We start from the raw sequence: 20473 nt of genomic DNA, 5'->3' as shown, positions 1-20473 counted from the left end.
TATTATTTACTTGTTGTACTCACCATATTCACAGCCTGCATGGGCAACTGCAATCTCATCGACCAGTTCCCACTCCCACTTTGGCTTTGCCCCATCCTTGTTCAGGCGCAGATGCTTGCGATATAACTTGATCGTACCACTGCCATTGCCGCCATTCCACAGATGGTCATGGCGCTTGCTGCCATCCGGTGCTTCATAATTGATAAAAAGCATCTGATCCTTTTTGCAGGCGATCTCCGTACACATTTTTGACATCGGTGTTTCCTGCACAACACGCCATACGACATGATGCTTTGTCTCTTTACATTTAAACTTCGTCTTGGTCAGCGTCCATACCTTAGAAAAATTAAATTCAAACGGCTCGCCCTCATACCACATGGCTCCAAGTAATTTATTCTCCATAGCGACCGGTCCTACCTTTGGTCTGCCCCCACCGATCACAAATGCGGAGTCCTTTAATTTTTCTCCGGTCGTCTTGCTGGTCAGATCACTGCTCGCCAACCATACCCAAGGGCTTGTGAAATCCCTGCCCCAGTTTTTATCTGCATATCCATAGGAATCTTCCTTGGAAACGATATACTCTTCGCCATTTAATACGACTTTTCCCTCGAGGCAGTCTTCATGCCCTCACAATGCCAGAACATCTCAAAGGCTCTGCATCGCGAAGTGGTTCGCTGGCGCCATAACCTACATTAAACGTCAGTTTTTTGTCCATGGTCAGATCCCAATACATCTTGCCAGCATCTGACATATATTCCGGATGCGCCTGACATTCTTCTTCGGTCACGTCCACCATACCAAGCGTTCTTGTCTCAGAGCAGAAGCAGTTGTCTGCACTGATCAGGTAAGGGGCATCCTCCTTGACCGTCACCTCATCCCATGCGAAGAAGCGGTGCAGCTGTATTGGATGTTCTCCCCAGCTACCGACCTTGACCATCATATAAGAAGGCTTGACCTGCTTTTTTTGATTTTCCTCGGTCTGCCCTAAAATGGCTTCTTCCCCGCCAAGTGCCGGTTGATCGTAAAGAACTCTACAAAAAAGGCTCTCTCCTCTCCGGTCTTGCTATGGTGGGCTGTAAAGGAATGCCACCACCAGTCATAGCCCTGTTCTGCCAGTTTTCCATGCAGCATGAATTTATTTCGACTGACATCCGAGTGGTTAAAATTGATCTCAGGCAGATCGACCTTGGTTTCCACCACCTCGACGCTCTGTCCAATCTTTTCCTCGATATCCCCGATGGTCTGCCCCACCTTTTCTTCTAATCCCTTTGCCTTTTGTTTGATCTCATCCAGATTTTCAAAAATCTTCATAGAAACACACTTCCTTACTTATACTCTTTTAGTTTGTCCTTGGTCATCACAGTGACCGGATACATCTGCCCATCTACCTCTACAGACGGTACGGTAGCATCATGCGCAAATGCATGCTCTTCCATATAGGAATACTTATCCGGTGTCTTGCCTGCTTCTAGGGTCTGTATCAGATTTTGTACCTTTGGTCCCTGATTTGGATTACATTCTCCCACATAGGAGATCTTATCTTGTAAAAGATAGGATAAAACTTCTTTATTCACGCCGTCAAAAGACATGACCATGATATCACCTGCCGCGATATCCGACCCCACATGATAGCCGGCATCCTCGATCGCCTCAATGGCTCCGAATGCTTCATTGTCATTCTCACAATAGACAACATTGATGTCATCATACTGCTTGAGCAGCGTGCTCATGGCTTCCTTTCCCTTTGCCTGAGTAAATTCTCCCGGCACCTCCGCCAGAAGATTCCAGCCATAGGTGACTACCGCATCCTGCAAGCCCTTGGTCCTGCCGATCTGCGCGGATGCACCGATCGTTCCCTGAATATTGACAATATGCAGACTGTCCTCTGCTATGCCCTTGGCGACCGCATATTGATGCAGCCATGCGGTTGCCTTTTTTGCCTCTAATTCAAAATCAGATCCCACCCAGGAGTTAAAGAGTGTCGGATCCGACACTGCCACCTGGCGGTCAATGACAATAACCGGGATATTGGCACTGCGCGCCTCCTCTAAAACGGTCTCCCAACCTGTTTCCGTCACCGGGGCAAGCACGATATAATCAACATCCTGCTGGATGAACTTGCGGATTGCCATGATCTGATTTGCCTGTTGCTGCTGCCCATCCTCGATCAGTAACTTGTAACCCTGATCTGCGGTAAAGGTCGACTTCATGGATTCGGTATTCGCCGATCTCCAATCCGACTCTGCTCCCAGTTGGGAAAAACCGATCACGATCTGCTTGCTGTCCTGACTTTCTGTATCCTGTGATGTCGCTGCCGTCGTCGTATTTCCACAGCCTGTTGTCAGCGTAAAGGCTGACAATAAGACGCTAAATACAGCAACCAGCCGGCTTGCCATACTGCGTCTGGTCTTTTTGATTCCTTTCATTGTAAAAACACCCCTTCTCATACCACTTCTTATTATCTCCGAATTGCGACAATTTCGCAACACCCATACCAAAAGAAAACGAAAAATAGAGATGACGCCGGATATGCGTTCATCTCTACTTTTCTCATGTCGTTTCTAAAAAAGAAGGAGGTTATTTATTTAAACTTTGTGCTTTTTTCTTACGTGACATAACTACACTCTGGATCACTAAGAAGAGACAGAGCATTGCGGCGATCGTAATTCCTGTCCACCAAGCCTGATCCAGACCTGCAGAAGAAACGATATTCTGAATGGTGCTCAAAGAAAGTACACCAAAGAGTGTGCCGATGATATTTCCCACACCACCGGTCAGCATGGTACCACCGATGATAGAAGATGCGATGGCGTTCATTTCCATACCCATGGCATGGGAAGCAGAACCGGATCCAACATGGAGGAAATATACAAATCCGCCAATACCTGCTAACAAACTACAAATCAAATGTGACAAAAACTTTGTTCTTCTGACATTGATACCAAGCATGAGTGCACTCTGCTGGTTGCCACCAACAGCATAGAAACTACGTCCCAACTTGGTCCAGCGGAGCATGATAAACATGAGGATGACGACCAGAAGTGCTACAACCACACCAATCTCTACATATGCATCCACATATCTGCCTAATTTGTTGACAGAACCCAGTCCCGGAACGATCACTCTGGTATCCTTTAATGCAACGAATGCTTCGTTTTGCACATTGAAAGGATTGGTGTTGACGATCGTCGTCATACCTCTGGCAAAGAACATACCTGCCAAAGATACAATAAATGGCTGGATATCTAAGTAGGCTACCAGATAGCCCTGAACAATACCAAAGGCAAGACCGATACCAAGGGAGATCAGCACAGCCCCTAAGATGGAACCGTTATGATAATCCAGATATACGGCACTGCACATGCTGACCAGTGCTACCACACCACCAACGGAAATATCGATCCCGCCTGTGATCATGACCAAACTCATGCCGCAGGAGGTAATGATCAGTGCTCCGTTTGCATTTAACATACTAAGGAAGGTCTGCGGCCTCAAAAAGCCCTCTCCCTGGAATACGATCGCTCCAATATACATCAGGAAAAAGATAACGATCGTGATGGTCAGAAGCATATTCGTATCCGTCATATTTTTGATTTTGTATCCAATACCTTTTTGTGCTGTAGAAGTCTTATTAGCCATATTATGCTACCTCCTTTGCACGGAATTTTTTGCCAAGACCTGCCAGTTTTTCACGGACAACCGGTGCACTCAGGACAACCAGTAAGATAACGACAACCGCTTTGTATGCCGGAAGTGCATCGGATTGCACATCGAATTTGTAAAGGGTCGTTGTCAAGAACTGGATAACATAAGCACCCAGAATAGATGCCGCCATATTAAACTTACCACCACTTAAGGAGTTACCGCCAAGTGCTACGGCAAGAATGGCATCCATTTCAATATCCTTTGCGATAACGGAATAGTTGATCGTTGAAAGTCGGCTGACCTTGATCAGACCAACAACGGCAACGCAAAGTCCTAAGATAACAAAACTCAAGAACTTGATAAAGGTCGGGTTGATACCGTTTAAGCGGGATGACTTTTCATTGATACCAACAGCCTGTGTGTAAAGTCCCAAATTTGTAAATTTCAATACCAGCGCGATAATGATAACGCAGGCAGCCGCGATAAAGAACGGCGTTGGGATCGGAATTCCCGGTAAAAATCCACCATAGTAGCCAAAAGACGGATCACTGATCAATGGCAATTCATTGTTGTTGATCCAGGCTGCAATGGAACGACCTGCAGTATATAGGATCAGGGTTGCGACCATCGGCTGTATCTTAAAGTGGGCTACCAGGACACCGTTGAATGCTCCAAATAACATAGATACAAGACATGCTACCAAGAATGCCACCAAAACCGAGGTACGAAGTGTCTCCGGTCTGGAATTGGAACCACAAAGTACACGCAGGATCACACTGCCCGCAATGGCAACGGTAGCGCCCACACTGATATCCTGTCCGCCGGAAGCAGCCGTTACCAGTGTCATGCCGATCGCTAAGATGGCAAGTTCTGAACCATAGTCTAAGATGGTGATCAGATAACCGGATAAGACCGGTGCCCCGGAACTACTGTATCCAAGTGTGATCTTAAAGAAAGACGGATCTGCGATCAGATTGAACACAGCCAGGATCACAAGCGCTGCCACCGGGATAAACATCTGCTGTCTTACCAGATTACTGAAAAATCCAGATCCTTTCGTTTTTTTCACTGCTGTATTTCCCATGATTAATTTTCACCTCCAGCGATTGTACTCATAATCTTGTTCTGTGTCAGATCTTCTCCGGAAAGTTCGCCAACCACCTTGCGATCACGCATAACGATCAGGCGGGAGCAGGTACGGAGCATTTCATCTGTCTCAGAAGAAATAAAGGTCACGCTCATACCTTCGGAAGCCAGTTCAATACCAATTTCTGGATGTCGACCTTGGTTCCGATATCGATACCACGTGTCGGCTCATCCAGGATCAGATAATCCGGATGGGTCAGAAGCCAGCGTGCTAAGATACATTTCTGCTGATTACCACCGGAGAGTGATTTGATCGGTGTGTCAGCGGATGCTGTCTTGATATCCAGAAGTTTGATGTATTCTTCCGCATATTTGTTTGCCTCTGCCTTTGAGAGCGGACGGAAGAAGCCACGCATTACCTGCATTGCAAAAATAATATTTTCCCGAACGGAGAGATCTCCGATAATACCGTCATTCTTACGATCCTCCGGTAAGTATGCAATACCGTTTTTCATGGCATCGATCGGTTTTGTAATCTTAATCTCCTTACCGTTCTTCTTTACCTTTCCGCCAAGCACATGATCGGCGCCAAAAATAGCTCTGACACATTCACTTCGACCGGAACCCAGAAGTCCGGTAAATCCATTGACTTCACCCTTTTTGATGTTGAAATCAAATGGCTTGATACCCGCATTACTGTAAAGTCCTTCTGCCTCAAATACAATCTGGTCTGCATCCTTGCCACTGTATGGCTCCTGCTCGCCGCGGATATCGGACATATCATCCAATTCTTTACCAAGCATCTTGGCAACCAATTTCACACGCGGCAGATCTTTGATCTCATACTGACCTACCAGTTTGCCGTCACGCAGTACCGTGATCTTGTCACAGACCTCATATACCTGATCCAAGAAGTGGGTTACAAAGATAATGCCTACGCCTCTGGATCTCAGATCCCGCATCAGGGTAAAGAGTTTTTCTACTTCCTGCTCATCCAAAGAAGATGTCGGCTCATCTAAGATCAGAACCTTGCAGTCCATATCTACCGCACGAGCAATGGCAACCATCTGCTGGACGGCGATGGAACAAGAAGCAAGCTGCTGCGTTGCCTTTGCCGGAATGTCGAGAGACCGCAATAATTTGTCAGCATCCGCATTCATTTTCTTCCAGTCCTGATAGATATTTTCTGTTCTACCTATGTACATGTTTTCAGCTACTGACAAATTAGGACAAAGTGTGATCTCCTGGTACACCGTACTAATTCCCAGTCTCTGTGCATCCTGTGGTGATCGGATGGATACTTCTTTGTCATTTCCCTCTACGAAAATCTGACCATCGTCCTTTTCATAAACGCCTGTCAAAACCTTGATCAGTGTCGATTTTCCAGCTCCGTTTTCGCCCATCAGAGCATGAATTTCACCGCCACATAATGTAAAATCTACATCCTGTAAAGCGCGAACTCCAGGAAATGATTTATTGATATGTTTCATTTCCAAAATGGTTTTATTACTCACCTGCGTTTCACTCCTTTTCTTTAAAAAATGCGTGATGCCATGCGTAGAATCTTCGTACGCCGCACCACGCATTTTCAAAATTTTTAAATTGTCAGGAAAGATTAGATTCCGTACTTATCAATGTCTTCCTGTGTGATCGTTGTAGCATCAAATCCCTTTTCTTCCATGATGACTACCTTGTCTTCTAATTTCTCGCCAGCCTCTAACTTCTTGATGATGCCATCAATGGTAGATGCCTGATAAGGGTTGCACTGTCCATCATAGTTCCAGTTCTGGTTCAAGAGTTCTTCCAATGCCCATGAGTTGCAGTCAAATCCCATAACAATAACATCTTTGCCAACGCCGTGAGAGATGTTTGCCTTGTCAAGAGCTGCTACAGCACCCTTAGCCATGTCGTCGTTCTCAGCATAGATAACATTGAACTTTGTTCCCTTGTCGATCTCTGACTGAACGATCTGCTGTGCTTTCTCTGCGTTCCACTCTGCTGTCTGCTGTGTAACGATGTTCCAGTTGTCATCTGACTTAGCCTTCTTATCCAAAGCGCCGGTACGTCCCTGCTGTGCTGCAGAACCCATAACACCCTGAATGTGGATGATATTGTATTCATCTAAGCCCTGATCTGCTAACCAATTAACTGCTGTCTCGCCTTCTTTGTCCATATCAGATACGATAGATGCTTCATATAAACTGTCATCAGCGTCGATTGTACGGTCGAATAAGATAACTCTGATGCCTGCATCCTGTGCATCCTTTAATACGGAATCCCATCCTGCTGTATCAGCAGCAGAAAGAAGAAGATAATCAACACCGTCCTGAATGAACTTCTGTGCTGCTGTGATCTGCTCATCGTTCTTCAAACTGTAAGCAAAGGAAGCGTCATATCCATTCTCCTTTGTGAACATTTCTTTCATGTCCTTATCGTTTGCTGTACGATAACCAGACTCATTAGGATCATTGTTGATGATACCTACTTTGATCAGATCTCCTGATCCTGAATCAGATGACCCCCCATCTGATGATGCGCCCTTAGATCCACAAGCGGCTAAACCAAATACCATTGTGAGTGCCAAGATGGCTGCAAGAACTTTCCTCTTCATATAATTGTACCTCCCAAATTATAAATTTTAAGGACCATCCCTTGATGTATTACATTCTATGAGATGATCCTTTATTTATCCATGCAGAAAAATCTCAGAAAAGTTGAAATTCTTCTGCCTTCCATATTTTATTTGATTTTTTTATTTTTGAAGTTGATTTTTTTATTTTGCTTCAACGTAAGGGAGAATCACACGTACACTTGTGCCCTCTCCGTAGACACTTTCAATAAAAATGCCATATTCTTCACCGAAATTCAGACGGATCCTTTCGCAGACATTGTAAAGCCCGTAAAAGTCCTTGCCGGTCAGGACCTTATTTTGTATGCCGGACTGCACCTGCCTAAGGCGCGTCTCATCAATACCGATACCGTCGTCTGTCACGGTGATGGTAAAATCCTTTTCCCCCGCCTCCCCACGAATACTGATATGCCCCATGCCGCGTTTATTCTTGATGCCGTGATAGAGGGCATTTTCTACCAGCGGCTGGATCGTGATCTTGGGGATACTGTAAATATAAAGGGCTTCCGGCACCTCAATATCATAACTTAAGATATCCTGATACCGGACATGCTGGATCTCCAGATAACTCTTTACATGGAGCATTTCTTCCTTAATGGAATTGATGTCCTTCCCCTGATTTAAGGAAGTACGGAAGAAATCCGAAAGATTTCGCACCATACCGACGACCCGCTTCTGTTCGCCTGCTTCTGCCAGCCAGATGATGGCATCCAGCGTATTATAGAGGAAATGCGGATTGATCTGTGCCTGCAAAAGTTCAAATTCCGCCTTGCGCAGACGGATCTGCTCTGTCGTGACCTGTTCCAAAAGTTCGTTGATCTTATCGATCATGGTATTCATGGAATTGCTGAGTGCCGTCGCTTCCACACCAGTATTGACGTTGGCACGGACAGACAGATTTCCCTTGGCAATCTCATCCGTCACCTGGCTCAATTCCTTAAAAGGCCGCGTGATGCTCAGCGGAATCAGATAAGACATGATACCGACTGCGACCACAACGCCCACCAGAGCGATCAGGCAAAAACGGAGCATCCAGGTGTAGAATTTCTGGTAGTCATCCTTTGACTTCTGGATCCCCTGGATCTCATAGTAGGTGTATTGCGAGATCTCGTCCCGCACCAGGGTCGTAACGATCTGGACATCATTTTCCCAGATTTCCATGTTCTCCTCATACAGATTGCCCTCTGCCATGTTTTCATCAATACGCGCCACATAGACCTGCAAACTATCCAAGTATTTACGGATATCCTGCAAACGATCTCGATTATCCTGCGATTCTGTGATATTTTCCAAGCCCTTGACGACATTTTTGGCATGACGCAACATGGGGTCTACATCCGACTCCTTGAGTGTCTTATTACCAACAATCACCAGATAGATCTCATAGTCAAAATCTTTCTTAAAATCCAGACTGAACTCACTCGCCACCAGCGTCGAGTTGATCATGTCCTCATAACGCTGATTGCCGGACCAAAGATTGTAAATACTAAAAAAGAGGATGGAAAAAATTGGCACCAAAAGGACAAGATACGAAAATCGGATCTTGGTCGCTAATGTGGATCGATTGTAAAATTCTATCCATCGTTTTCTCATACCGTCTTGGCTCCATTTCGATACTGGGTCGGTGTCATTCCCTGAGTCTTTTTAAAGAGATAGGAAAAATAATGTGCATCCTTATATCCCACCAAAAGACTGATGGCACTGCTCTTTTCGCCGGTGCAGCGCAAAAGTTCCTTTGCTTTTCCCATGCGGTAATCTGTCAGGTATTTGATAAAGGTCTGACCGGTCTGCTGGCTGAAAATGGTACTCAGATGGTTGGGTGAGAAATTGACATAGGAAGCAACCGTATTTAAAGACAGATCTTCCTCTGCATAGTTCTCGCCTATATAATGCATGACCTGCTCTACCACATCACGGTAACGGTCAGTTGCCCGCTGTTCCCGTAGGTTGACCGCCTTTTGTAAAATGCCCTGCACATAGTCCATGGCTTCTTTTTCATCGCCCACAATACCGGAATTTAAGTCCGGTGCAGCCACCTGCTCTTTTCCTACATGAATACTCTCCAGGAAATCACTGACGCAGAAGTAGGCATCCATGACGATATACTGGCGGAAAATACCGGATTTTAAGGCATTTGTACCGACTCCGCGGAAAAATTCTTCCACAAAATATACCACTTCATCCGAACCGCCCACCTTTAAGAATTCCGTGATCTTACCGCGGTTGACTTCCTTGGTATTGACACTCTCGATAGAAAATGCCTCCTCAGCCTCCGCCTTTTCACTGTCCTGACTGCGAATGACCATATTCTCCTTTTGCAGATAACGATGTGCAAAAGCACGTCTCGCCTGTTCAAAGGACTCCGGCAACTCCCGCAGACGGTTGACCGGCTCTCCCATGCCAACATAGTAGACCAGATGATGATAGGTGCCGATCGTTTTCTGCAAGACCTCTAAGAAAAGTTTTTCCTTTTCCTCGATCTCTTCCCTGCTGTCTCCCTTAAACAAAAGCGCCTTTCCTTCCAGACTGCGCTCGAATGCCAGTACATCGCTCTCGGATTCATAGGCCTTTAAGGTTTCTTCTGCCTCTACAATACTACTGGAGAACTCATCTCTGGCATGTCTGGTCGATTTGATCTGTACCAGGACGATATTGTACCAGATGGCAGAAATATCCAGTTCCAGATGGTCTGCCATTTCCAGCAATTCGACCGGCGTCTTGCTTCCGGTCACCAGATACTTAAAGAAATCTTTACGGTTCTTCTGGACATTTTCTTCCATTTCCCGCTGATACTGCTCGCGGACTTCCTGTTCTCTCTTTTTCTCCCGGATCTTTTCCGCTAACTGATCCAACTCCTGCAAGAGTTCATCCCCACTGATCGGTTTGGAAAGATACTGTGCCACACCAAGTTTGATGGCTTCTTTGGCGTAGGCGAACTCCTCAAATCCTGTCAGGATGATGATCTCGATCCATGGCATCTCCTTCTTGATCAGTTTGCTCAATTCCAGACCATCCATAAAAGGCATACGGATATCCGTAATGACGATATCCGGTTTACATTTTTGGATCATAGGATAGGCAACTTCCCCATCGCCTGCTTCCCCGCAAAATTCATAACCATGGGAAGCCCAGTCAATATTATTCTTGATGCCTTCCCGCATAACGAATTCATCTTCGACTAAAAATACCTTCAACATATCTCATCTTCCTCTGTTTCCTCCACCAGATAAAGCGGACGCTTCTTGGTCTCCAGATAAGTCTTTGCCATGTATTGCCCCAAAATACCCATACACAGAAGTTGTATGCCCGCAATAAAGATAATGATGCAGACCATGGAAGGCCAGCCGGAAGTCGGATCACCAAAGATCAGCGTTCTTACTATGATAAAAATGATCGCAACAAATGCCACCAGGCAAAATACCATCCCCATCACCGATGCGATCACAAGCGGTGCCGTTGAAAAGGCAACGATGCCGTCCAAAGCATACAGGAACAACTTCCAGAAAGACCATTTTGTTTCTCCGGCAGACCGTTCAATATTTTCATATTCCAGCCACTTCTTCCGGAAACCGACCCAGCCAAAGATACCCTTGGAAAAGCGATTGTACTCCCCCATGCTTAAGATCGCCTTCACGACCTTGCGGTTCATCAACTGAAAGTCTCTGGCTCCATCCACAATATCTGCATTTGAAATCTTCTTCATAATATGGTAGAACATTCTGGCAAAAAAGGACCGGATCGGCGGCTCTCCCTTTCGGGTAACACGGCGCGAGCCTACACAATCATAGCCTTCCTCCTCGATCGCCTGCAGCATTTCCGGCAACAATGCCGGCGGGTCCTGTAGATCTGCATCCAAAATTGCCACATAGTCACCCGCCGCATTCTGCAACCCTGCATAGATGGCTGCTTCCTTTCCAAAATTTCTGGAAAAGGAAACATATCGCACACGCGCATCCTTTTTATGTAAATCCCGTAGAACTTCAAGGGTTCCATCCGAAGATCCGTCATCAATAAAGAGATACTCGATCTCCACTCCAGGTAATTTCTTTTCTACCCGCAATGCCTCCGCATAAAAGATAGGCAGTGCCTCCTCCTCATTGTATGCCGGAACCACCATGGTCAACTTCTTTTCACTCATACTCTTTCTCTCTGTCAAAATCAATATAATCTGCTCTACTTACGGTCAAACAGAGCCATCATGTCCTTGGTAAGGTCCTCCAACTTATCCTCTGCATCTGCAAGGGAAGCCCCCTTTACGCCAAAGTAGAATTTGATCTTTGGTTCTGTACCGGAAGGACGTACACAGCACCATGCATGATCCTCCAACTCATAGTAAAGCACATTGGAAGTCGGAAGTCCGGTAGGACTCTTGCTGCCGTCTGCCATATCGATACGCAGATCTGTCTTATAATCACGGACTGCCAGCACCTTATAATCACCGATCGCCTGCGGCAGATTTTCTCTCGCATCTGCCATCATCTGCTGGATCTGTTCTGCGCCATCCATGCCCTTTAAGGTGATGGTCTCTAATCCCTCTTTGAAATAGCCATATGTTTCGTACATATCCAACATGGCATCCCACAGGGTCTTGCCCTGCTTTTTATACCAGGATGCAACTTCGCAAAGCATCATAACGGCAACACAGGCATCCTTATCTCTGGCATAGGTCCCGGCAAGACAGCCGTAACTTTCTTCCAGACCAAAGACATAATGATATGTGTGATTTTCCTCAAACAGACGGATCTGCTCACCAATGTATTTAAATCCGGTCAGGACCTCGATCAGTTTCACACCGTAAGCCTCGGCAATGACTTTTGCCATATCCGTAGTAACAATGGTCTCGACCAGAGCCGGATCTTGCGGCATGGTTCCTGTGGCGGTTCGCTCCTTTAAGATATACTCTGCAATCAGCATACCTGACATATTTCCGGTAAAGGAAACATACTGACCGCTTTTGGTATCCTTACAATAGACGCCAAGACGGTCGGCATCCGGGTCTGTGGCAAGCACGATATCCGCATCCACTTTCTTTGCAAGTGCAAGGGCAAGTGCAAATGCCTTTGGCGATTCCGGGTTTGGATAGGCAACGGTCGGGAAATTGCCGTCCGGCCTTTCCTGTTCCGGCACAACATAGACCTTTTCAAAGCCCAGTTCCTTTAATACACGGCGGACCGGGATATTTCCGGTTCCATGCAAAGGGGTATAAACGATGGTAAAGTCTTTCGCCATCTCAGAAATAACCTCCGGGTGGATGGACTGCTTCTTCAGTTCTGCCATGTAGGCATCATCGATCTCCTGATCGATCTCCTGATAAAGTCCGGCTTCTTTTGCCTTGACCTCGTCCATAGTCTTGACCAGATCAAAGGAAGTCACTTTTGCCACCTCGGCTAAGATATTTTTATCATGCGGCGGTGTAATCTGGGCGCCATCTTCCCAGTAAACCTTATAACCGTTGTATTCTCTCGGATTGTGGCTAGCGGTAATGACAATACCTGCAATACAACCCAAATTTCTAACCGCAAAAGAAAGTTCCGGTGTCGGTCGCAGGCTGGTAAAGCGATAGGTCTTGATGCCGTTGGCATTGAGGCAAAGGGCTGCCTCCTTGGCAAATTCCGGTGACATGATACGGGAATCATAAGCAATCGCCACGCCCTTATCCTGTCCTTTTTGTGCCAGAATGTAGTTTGCCAATCCCTGGGTTGCCTGACGGACGGTGTAGATGTTCATGCGGTTGGTTCCTGCACCGATCACGCCGCGCAGACCACCGGTACCAAATTCCAGTTGGCGATAGAAGCGGTCTTCGATCTCCTTTTCATCATCTGCGATGGCGCGCAGTTCTTCCTTTGTTGCTGCATCAAAATATGGATTCTGTAACCAATCGTTGTATGTATCTTTGTAGTTCATTCTTGCCTCCTAATTATATATACCTAGTTCCGCTCATATCCCACCAATTCATTGCAGACACGTTCGCACTCTTGGCTCCACGCAGCGGTACTAAATTCGTGCAAAGCACTCATTAAGTGCCGGCGTGGACTCCAAAGGTCTGCAATCGAATTATGTGGGATATTTCGCTCAAATATATCTTATTATAAAAACTCTGTCTCTCCACGCTTCTTCAACTCGTCCACAATCTTTTTAACATCCTGGGCACGGTTCTTGTCGCACACAAGGATCGCATCGTCGGTCTCGACGACGATAAGATTGTCGATGCCGATCGTGGTGATCAGGCGTTTCTTTCCATAGACAATGCTATTTGTCGTATCAATGCCGATATGGTTGGCTGCGATCACATTGCCGGATGCATCCGCATCATAAAGAACACCCAGATTATCCCAACTTCCCACATCATTCCATCCAAATTCCGCAGAGATCACAAGCACATCAGAACTCTTTTCCATGATACCATAGTCAATGGAAATGCTTGGAATGTTTGGATAAACACGGGCGATCGTCTCCTTTTCTACATCCGTTCCCATGGCGTCACCAATCTCATGCAGGCAGGCTGCCACATCCGGGAGTAACTGGTCAAAAGCTCGCAGATGGTAGATGCCCGCCAGATGAACATGCCGCTGTTCCAAGCGTACTCTCCACTGGCGACATAGGCTTGTGCTGTCTCTTCATCCGGTTTTTCCTTGAATTCTACGACTTTTTTTGCATAAGCAGCATCTGTAGCATCAAACTTGATATATCCGTAGCCGGTCGATGGGAAAGTCGGTGTGATCCCCAGCGTGATCAACTTATCCTCCTGCTCGGCGATCTGAATGGCTTCTTTTAAAACGCGCGTAAATTCCGGCTGGTTCTTGATGAAATGATCCGACGGAAAGATACACATGATGCCGTCACCATATTTTTTTACGATCTCTAATGCTGCATATCCAATGCAGGCGGAAGTATTTCTTGCTGCCGGCTCCGCTAAGATATGGTCTGCCGCGATACGGCTTTCTGTTGCCGTACGCATTTTCGGCACCTGGGTCTCATTTGTCACAATGAAAATATCCTGCTTGTCTGTAAAAGTAGCGATCCGGTCGATCGTTTCATTGACCATCAGGTCTTTTCCACTCAAATTCAATAACTGCTTTGGTTCCTCTGCTCTGGAGAGCGGCCAAAATCTCGTACCGCCGCCACCAGCCATGATTACGCCATATGTCTTCATTCTACTCTACCTCTCTTTTTATTCTGCAATATGTCCTAAATTCTCGTTGTGATCAGTTCGCAAGTCCCCTCGATATGAAGAACCTTGCGCCCTGCGGAAACAAAAATACTGTCTCCTGCTCCAAAGGAAATGCTTTCCTCTCCACATGATATTATGCCATTTCCAGCCAAAATCACAAGAGAAACAAAAGATGCTTCATCCACATAAAGTGTCTGTTTTTCCCGAATCCGGTACTTTTCACACTGAAAATACTTGCATAGGCTCAACTGCTGCACCACATTTCCATCTTTTTCCTGTGGCTCCAGCAAACCAAATGCTCCCTGCTCATAAGGTTCAAAATTCATGACATCCAGTGCCTTATCCACATGGAGCGGACGCTTCTTCCCCTCCTTATCCACACGATCGTAGTCATATACACGATAGGTGGAATTGGAATTCTGCTGGATCTCGCAGATCAGGATACCTGCACCAATGGCATGGATCGTCCCCGCCGGGATAAAGATCACGTCCCCCTTTTTGACATAAACCTTATTCAACACTTCCGTGATGGAATTGTCCGCCAGACGTTTTCGCACTTCCTCCTCAGATACCCTGCGCGAAAAGCCGCAATACAGATAAGCGCCTTCTACGGCATCCATCACATACCACATTTCATTTTTGCCAAACTCTTTTTCATGAACAAAAGCATAGTCATCCCCGGGATGGATCTGCACGGAAAGCGGTTTTGCCGCATCGATAAACTTGATCAGGATCGGGAAACGGTCAAAGGTACGGCTTTTCCAGCCGCAGACTTTCGATCCATATTGGCGGATAAAATCGCCAAACGGCTGATCATCAAAAGTCCCCCCGACAATATGGCTCTGTCCATCTTTATGCGCCGATAATTCCCATGATTCCGCAGTGATATCATAGGGACTCTGTTTGCCGAACTGTCTTACCAGACGATCCCCTCCCCACAGATAGTCCTTGTATGCCGGAGATAAGAGATACAGTTCCGGTAATTTCTGTCCTGCCATCGGCACCTCGTCCAGATGGATCATGTCTCGTTCATCAATCTCCTGCCCTGTGTCGACCTCGATCACGACTACATTCTGGTCTCCATCATTAAACAGTCGATGCATCTGATTGGGCAGAATATTGATACTTTCATGCTCCCGGATATGTATTACTCTGCCATCCAATTCTATTGCAAGTTGACCTTGTATCACGGCATAGTTCTCATTTCTTTTCTCGTGAGAATGTGCCGATAAGGTCGCTCCCGGATACATCAGAATACGCCGCACACGATAGCCCGGTGCCTGTGCGATGATCTCCCGCATGCCCCAGTTACGATATACCATGGGACTATAGTTAAAATATGCCTCATAAGTATCCGGCGCCTCTGCGATAATGCTCTTGATATCCTGCTCAGATTCCTTTCTGGTAATATAAATGGCATCCTCTGTATTGACCACAAACAGATCATCCAGATCATTGCCCACGATCAACTGCCGATCGGTCTGATTGATGACCGTCGTATTCTTGCAATCACGCAAAATGGTATTTTTGTGTTCTTTTCCGACGGACACACTCTCATAAGAGTGGAAATTACTGACATCCTGCCACTGCATAAAAAGCGGTACCACAGATAGATGATCTGATGTCTCAAGAAGTGCTTTCTCTATGTGAATACGTCCGGTCTTATATACGCCGGATGGACTTTCATGCTCTTTTTCATACTTTTCCTGCCGGATCCGCAAAGTATCTTCCAATTCTTCCTGCAACATGCCATTATTACAAAGGATCATGCCACTATTCCACAAAATATCATCCTGATAGAATAATTGTTGGGCAAGCGCCTTGGATGGCTTTTCAATAAAACGGCTGACATGATTTCCCTGATGCCGGATATAGCCATAACCTGTTTTCGGTGCATCCGCCCGAACACCAAACAGAACATACTGTCCCTGCTCTGCCAGCGTCTTTGCCTGATAAAGGGCATCCGAATATCCCTCACCGATCAAAACCAGATCTGCCGGCATGATCAGTACCATTTCTTCTTTGGAAAGAACAGAACTCGCCTTGAGTACCGCCGGTGCCGTACCAAGTGCCTCCGTCTCCACAATGATCTGGTAGGAGATCCCCTGAAACTGGTTCATCTGCCCTTCAACAATCTCCTGGTATTCCTGATTGGTAACGATGACAAACTCATCACAAAAAGGAATACTACGGATAATGGTCTCCTGGAACAAAGAATTATCCTGGTTCAGATTCAAGAATTGTTTGGGTGCATTTTTTCTGGAAAGCGGCCACAACCGGTCACCTGCGCCCCCCGCTAATATGATTGCTTTCACTGATCTACTCCTATCATTAAAATCTATCTAAGATACTCCTTCAAATCGTACCACACGCATTCCTCAATCTTCCTCGCTATTCTCTCACAGCGAGTCTTATCCATTCCGACTTTTTTCCCCACTGCAACAAGATCTTTCATGCCCGGATTCCTGCCGTTGCCGTCTACTGTTGTTGTGTGTTCACCATAGTACGTGTTACTGTAAGTCAAATCATAAGCAGGACTCATATGCCATTTTTTTCTTTCTTCATCATAGATAAATGAAAAATTTTTGGCGTGATCGTCACGGTTATGCGCATACACATTAAAACACATCCTTCTTCTACAACTCTATCAAAACGCTTTGTTCCAAAATAACCAGAACTGGTCTGTGACGGAAAAAGTCTTGTCTCTGTCATCTCAATCCCACATTTTTTAGCACAAAGGGAATAATCATACTCCATCTTTCCACTATTCTGCTTATCAACATGTGCCGGAAACTTTATAATCCAATATTTGTCATTGATCTGCGTCATAATCTTTGGTCTTGCTCCACCACTGGTTCCTCCCAGTTGGTACAGTTCATCTAATTTGTCCGAATATTCTGTTAAAAGAATTTTTTGGCATTGTCTAGCCAATTCATCTAAATCAGCCTGACTTTCTGCCAATCTGATAGAATATGCTGGCTGATATGTTAACGTTCCCTTGCCAGAGGTTCCTACAATCGCAAGGCAATCCAAGACATTGTAAGAACTAATATTCTCGCCATGCTCTTTTATAATCCGCTCTAAAAGTAACTGCCCCATGCATCTGAAAGACTATCGGCAAATACACCAAATAATCCATTAAAATATAACTTTGAAGGAACAAAGACACCTCTTTTCAAGGGTAATGAAAAGGGACTGATGGAAAAACCCTTTTCCAGCCACACATCACTGTACGAAAATGCCACCTTATGATTGGATGTTTCCGCAAGTATTCCTACCTTGTCACTGCCGAGATAAACCTCCAGTCCTTTCTCTGTTTTCATTGATTACCTCCTGAATATCCTGATATGGCACTTGTGAAAACAAATCTCTCAGTTCATCCGCCAGTCCCAATGCCATAGCCAACTTAGTCAACGATAATAAGGAAATCTGTCCTGTTGTTTCAAATCGTTTGACAGAGCCATAACTAACACCGCTAAGATCTGCTAAACTCCGTTGAGATATCTGACGTCGTTTGCGGATATTTCGCAAATGCTCTGCTACTTTCTTATCTAATTCTTCTGCCGTTTCCCAAACCAAGGCTTCCATTTCAGTGCTCCTTTTGGATAATATATTGTTCAATTTATGCATTTTTGCTTATTTATGTATAATATATTATCTATAATAGCATGGTTTTATCGATGATTCAACCTAATAAAATCCCAGATATCTCCCAAGTTTTTTTCCACATATACGCTGCCCAATCCATACACACAGATAAGTGAGTATCAAGGTCAGTATCGTGTTAAGAGGAAATAAAAATCCTGTATTATGCCTCGAAAAATATATCACTAGGGGATGCACCAGATAAATACCAAAGGAAGCATCACCAATAGAAATCACGATTCGCCTAAAAATTTCTTTTTTACTACCTTTCTCCGTATATATTTCATCTTTATGAAGACCTGTAATATAAAAAAACACCAGCACACACACACATCCTGTCACAAACATAGACGAAAGTTTGACCTGTGTTGTAGCAAAATCTTCTCTGCCAAAAGATAGCCAGAATTTTCCTTCCAACACTTCTAAAAACATTGCCAGCCCCATAACTATACTCCACTGTTGATATCTGCCGTGTATCCGAATTATTCCTCTTCTAAAAAGCATTCCCAGATAAACAAAAGATATCCAAACCAGGCAGTTATTGATATTCCATGGATAAATCAGATAGTGTCCCGTCAATGCCCAGATTACCTCGACCAGAATTGCCACCGGCGTAATAGCAAGTCCCAGCCAATAATATCTTGCATCTAATAGTTTCCATAAAATTGGCACAAGCAATGTGATCTGCAGATAAACAAAAATATAGTAGTAAATGCTACTCTCCTGAAATGTCAGCAGGTTCCATGCCAGATCCTGATAATCTCCATAAACCACGCAAAGCAAAAGTGACCAGACTAGGTAGGGTATGAATACCCTAAGTATTCTTTTTGTGTAAAATACCTTCACATCCTCTATACGGGGTGTCAGAAAACCTGATAAAAAAAGAAATACTCCAACACCAAAATTCACTAACGGACGGATGTATAGTTCATATGGACTCTGCCCTACGGTATGAATCACTAGCACAGATATAATGGCTATCGCCCGAATAATCTGTATTCTATTTTTAGATTTTTCATTTAGTTGTATCATTTCGGCTTCCATTTATTGACGTTCGTCAAGTTTTCTTGTGTGTTTTATTATAATTTTCCAGACCAGAACTATCCCTACAATCAGTCCGGTCTGAAGTAGGGACATAACGAATATACTATGTATTCCCAAGCCCTGACACAAAGCCTTCCAATCACTAAACTGCCGAAAGATATTGGCTAGACACAGTATTTCTAAGGTATTTTGCCCACACCAGACAATCATTGATCCCAGCAAAGGTATTCTTTTCATAAAATGACTGCAGAATACAACGAGATAGGTTCCTGCGATAGCAGAAAAAATACATAGAGGGAAACCTTCGTAAACACGATTAGCCATGACAAGCAGGCCGAAACAGATCCCCAACATCCATATGACAAGCATCATTGCTAGAATTCCCATACGCATCCATGAGAATCTATATAATTTCTCCCAGGATAGTTTTTTCGCTGCGTCGCCAACCGCCACAAAAAGCACCGCCATCATCCCCTGATCCAAATAATAAAAATTGGCACTTCCATACTTTTGTGATAAACAGTAGCCCAGTACAAAAACAAGCAAAACCAGTATGATCTGCATATACCGATTTTTCGTCAGGCATTTGATGCCAACATAAATCATAAGAGCCTCAAACAATGCCAGCAAAAACCACAAAAGCCAGATATCCCTTGCACAAAGTGTATCAACCATCTTATGAAACAGATAGTTGCCTGTTGCCTGCCAGTTAGCGTGCAGAATAAATATGGCCTTGAAAAAACCTACAAGTATTGCCAGTCCGGCAAACTCCAGATATGGCAAAAGCAGTCCTTTCGCTTTCTTTTTCAAAGTCTGTCTAAATGGTTGATCTTTCAGAAGATATCCGCTAATGATAAAAAACAAGGGCATGTGAAAAGAGGTAATGACCTTTCCATGCCCTATAATATGATCATAAATCATTAGAAGAATGGCAAATCCTCTGGCAAAATCCAGTGTTAAGTTGCGTTTTTTTTCTTCTTTTCGTCCCATGTCTGGTACTCTTCCAATCTCTTGATAAAACCATCAAATTCAGGAACCGTAAAGTCCAATTCTCGGTATCGAACCGGATATATAATTCCCTTTCTTTTACAGACAAGGAAAATACAACTTGTCTTTGGCACTGTACTTACGAATGTATGCTTGTGCACATGCAGATATTTGAGAGATAAAATCATTTCTTGTCTCCACCTCTACGTGTCTGCTGAAAATCTCCTTGTCCTCTGCAATTTCCTCCAGCGCATTTAACAAGACCG

The 20473-nt window shown here is 44.9% G+C and carries 19 protein-coding genes and 2 pseudogenes; all 21 read right to left on the bottom strand.

The features are described 5' to 3' along the window. Window positions 1-6: 6 nt before the first annotated feature. Window positions 7-597: pseudogene (locus DW996_RS13225) on the bottom strand (tocopherol cyclase family protein); the annotation flags it as partial. 22 nt (window positions 598-619) lie between these two features. After that, window positions 620-940: a hypothetical protein gene (locus DW996_RS13220; protein ID WP_243098672.1), complete on the bottom strand. Its 321-nt coding sequence runs from the start codon at window positions 938-940 to the stop codon at window positions 620-622. Window positions 941-984: 44 nt separating this feature from the next. After that, complete coding sequence (locus DW996_RS13215) at window positions 985-1311, bottom strand: hypothetical protein (RefSeq protein ID WP_243098671.1); 327 nt, start codon at window positions 1309-1311, stop codon at window positions 985-987. Between the two features lie 14 nt (window positions 1312-1325). After that, window positions 1326-2426: an ABC transporter substrate-binding protein gene (locus DW996_RS04905; RefSeq protein WP_243098670.1), complete on the bottom strand. Its 1101-nt coding sequence runs from the start codon at window positions 2424-2426 to the stop codon at window positions 1326-1328. A 151-nt stretch (window positions 2427-2577) separates the two neighbouring features. Further along, window positions 2578-3639 (bottom strand): ABC transporter permease subunit, encoded by a 1062-nt coding sequence (locus tag DW996_RS04900; protein ID WP_118535032.1) that lies wholly within the window; start codon window positions 3637-3639, stop codon window positions 2578-2580. 1 nt (window position 3640) lies between these two features. Next, window positions 3641-4729, bottom strand: a complete 1089-nt coding sequence (locus tag DW996_RS04895; RefSeq protein WP_118280483.1) for an ABC transporter permease — start codon at window positions 4727-4729, stop codon at window positions 3641-3643. Window positions 4730-4731: 2 nt separating this feature from the next. Beyond that, window positions 4732-6221: pseudogene (locus DW996_RS04890) on the bottom strand (sugar ABC transporter ATP-binding protein). Window positions 6222-6346: 125 nt separating this feature from the next. Then, entirely contained in the window at window positions 6347-7342 is a 996-nt protein-coding gene (locus tag DW996_RS04885) for an ABC transporter substrate-binding protein (protein ID WP_118280485.1), read from the bottom strand. 162 nt (window positions 7343-7504) lie between these two features. Continuing rightward, window positions 7505-8953, bottom strand: a complete 1449-nt coding sequence (locus DW996_RS04880; RefSeq protein WP_118535031.1) for a sensor histidine kinase — start codon at window positions 8951-8953, stop codon at window positions 7505-7507. After that, entirely contained in the window at window positions 8950-10557 is a 1608-nt protein-coding gene (locus DW996_RS04875) for a response regulator (protein WP_118535030.1), read from the bottom strand. Before DW996_RS04875 ends, DW996_RS04880 begins: the two co-directional genes overlap by 4 nt. Beyond that, window positions 10551-11498, bottom strand: a complete 948-nt coding sequence (locus tag DW996_RS04870; RefSeq protein ID WP_118280488.1) for a glycosyltransferase family 2 protein — start codon at window positions 11496-11498, stop codon at window positions 10551-10553. Before DW996_RS04870 ends, DW996_RS04875 begins: the two co-directional genes overlap by 7 nt. A 35-nt stretch (window positions 11499-11533) precedes the next feature. Further along, window positions 11534-13264: a phospho-sugar mutase gene (locus DW996_RS04865; protein WP_118535029.1), complete on the bottom strand. Its 1731-nt coding sequence runs from the start codon at window positions 13262-13264 to the stop codon at window positions 11534-11536. Window positions 13265-13446: 182 nt separating this feature from the next. After that, window positions 13447-13836 carry a hypothetical protein gene (locus DW996_RS13210; protein ID WP_243098669.1) on the bottom strand — a complete coding sequence of 130 codons (390 nt, stop codon included), beginning with the start codon at window positions 13834-13836 and terminating at the stop codon, window positions 13447-13449. Beyond that, window positions 13821-14513 carry a mannose-1-phosphate guanylyltransferase gene (locus DW996_RS13205; protein WP_243098668.1) on the bottom strand — a complete coding sequence of 231 codons (693 nt, stop codon included), beginning with the start codon at window positions 14511-14513 and terminating at the stop codon, window positions 13821-13823. The genes DW996_RS13210 and DW996_RS13205 overlap by 16 nt, the downstream gene beginning before the upstream one ends. A 35-nt stretch (window positions 14514-14548) precedes the next feature. After that, on the bottom strand, window positions 14549-16846 hold the full coding sequence (locus DW996_RS04855) for a type I phosphomannose isomerase catalytic subunit (protein WP_118535028.1): 2298 nt from the start codon (window positions 16844-16846) through the stop codon (window positions 14549-14551). Window positions 16847-16869: 23 nt separating this feature from the next. Next, the gene (locus DW996_RS14785) at window positions 16870-17160 is read right to left on the bottom strand and encodes a HipA domain-containing protein (RefSeq protein WP_334294517.1); all 291 of its coding nucleotides are present in this window, start codon (window positions 17158-17160) and stop codon (window positions 16870-16872) included. Further along, complete coding sequence (locus tag DW996_RS14065) at window positions 17070-17630, bottom strand: HipA domain-containing protein (RefSeq protein ID WP_330428786.1); 561 nt, start codon at window positions 17628-17630, stop codon at window positions 17070-17072. The genes DW996_RS14785 and DW996_RS14065 overlap by 91 nt, the downstream gene beginning before the upstream one ends. Beyond that, window positions 17612-17854, bottom strand: a complete 243-nt coding sequence (locus tag DW996_RS14060; protein ID WP_330428785.1) for a HipA N-terminal domain-containing protein — start codon at window positions 17852-17854, stop codon at window positions 17612-17614. The genes DW996_RS14065 and DW996_RS14060 overlap by 19 nt, the downstream gene beginning before the upstream one ends. After that, window positions 17814-18119: a helix-turn-helix domain-containing protein gene (locus DW996_RS04845; RefSeq protein ID WP_118280492.1), complete on the bottom strand. Its 306-nt coding sequence runs from the start codon at window positions 18117-18119 to the stop codon at window positions 17814-17816. The genes DW996_RS14060 and DW996_RS04845 overlap by 41 nt, the downstream gene beginning before the upstream one ends. 102 nt (window positions 18120-18221) lie before the next feature. Then, on the bottom strand, window positions 18222-19208 hold the full coding sequence (locus DW996_RS04840) for an acyltransferase (RefSeq protein ID WP_158575206.1): 987 nt from the start codon (window positions 19206-19208) through the stop codon (window positions 18222-18224). Window positions 19209-19220: 12 nt separating this feature from the next. Next, window positions 19221-20210 (bottom strand): acyltransferase family protein, encoded by a 990-nt coding sequence (locus DW996_RS04835; RefSeq protein WP_118535026.1) that lies wholly within the window; start codon window positions 20208-20210, stop codon window positions 19221-19223. Window positions 20211-20473 lie beyond the last annotated feature (263 nt).

The organism is Roseburia sp. AM51-8, from assembly GCF_003478275.1.
GTDB classification, from domain to species: domain Bacteria; phylum Bacillota; class Clostridia; order Lachnospirales; family Lachnospiraceae; genus Pararoseburia; species Pararoseburia lenta.
The sequence above is the reverse complement of the archived record's forward strand: the minus strand, read 5'-3'. Positions and strand labels throughout refer to the sequence as shown.